This window comes from Caulobacter sp. (genome assembly GCF_017744445.1).
Classification (GTDB): Bacteria; Pseudomonadota; Alphaproteobacteria; order Caulobacterales; family Caulobacteraceae; genus Caulobacter.
Window position 1 is genome coordinate 268 of sequence record NZ_JAGIBH010000114.1, and the last position, 336, is coordinate 603.

At 67.0% G+C, this 336-nt stretch carries 1 protein-coding gene; it reads right to left on the reverse strand.

The features are described 5' to 3' along the window. Positions 1-336, reverse strand: a 336-nt coding sequence (locus J7528_RS23945) for a glycosyl hydrolase 115 family protein (RefSeq protein WP_291879859.1), incomplete at both ends; no start/stop codon positions are given.

The following is a 336-nucleotide window of genomic DNA, read 5'->3' on the forward strand; positions in this document are numbered from 1 at the left end:
GTCATCGCTTCGTCGCCGTCGCCGCGCATGCCGACGGTAACCACCGCCTCGCGGCCCTGCAGGCGCTCGATGCCGCCGCGCCAGAACTGCTGCAGGTTTTCGGCATTCTTCGTGTAGTCCCACGGACCCTTGCCGTAGCGGTTCCACTCGTCGTGGGCGCGGGCCATGGGCTCGTGGTGGGTAGTGGCGATGACGATGCCGTACTCGTCGGCAAGTTCCGCATTGCGCGCGTCGTCGTCGTAGAACGCGCGCGGGATCCACATCGCCGGCCACAGGTAGTTGGCCTTGTGCCGCAGCAGCAGCTGGAACACGCGCTCGTAGAAGCGGTGGTCGGCA